A 407-nucleotide genomic window follows, 5' to 3' on the forward strand; every position below is an offset into this window, starting at 1 on the left:
GCCGACCTGGACCTACGACCTCGCCTCCGGGCTCATCGAGCTTGCGATGAGCGACGCGCCAGCTGGTAACTACCACTGCACCGGAAGCGGCCAGACGTCCTGGTTCGAGTTCACCCGGGCGATTTTCACCGAGCTCGGCCTCGACCCTCAGCGGGTCGAGCCGACTACGTCCGACGCGTTCGTGCGGCCGGCGCCCCGACCCGCGTTCTCGGTGTTGTCCGAGACCGAATGGGCTGCCGCCGGCCTTGCCCCGATGCGGGACTGGCGTGGCGCGCTGCATGCGGCATTTGAGCGTGATGGCGCCGCGCTGCGCGACGAGTCTTAGGCAACCGGTCCTCAACGATGCGCTTTCGCGGTCAGGCCTCGGCGGCGCGTCGGTAGGCGGCGAAGGTTTTCTCGGCGCACGC

Annotated in this window: 1 protein-coding gene; it reads left to right on the plus strand. The window is 69.0% G+C overall.

Annotation, left to right across the window (positions count from 1 at the left end):
* The coding region (locus D7Y04_RS43145) for a sugar nucleotide-binding protein (protein WP_147477366.1) at positions 1 to 325 on the plus strand (325 nt) is incomplete at its 5' end.
* Between the last annotated feature and the right edge of the window lie 82 nt (positions 326 to 407).

It is taken from the genome of Corallococcus sp. AB038B, assembly GCF_003668955.1.
Taxonomy (GTDB): Bacteria; Myxococcota; Myxococcia; order Myxococcales; family Myxococcaceae; genus Corallococcus; species Corallococcus exiguus.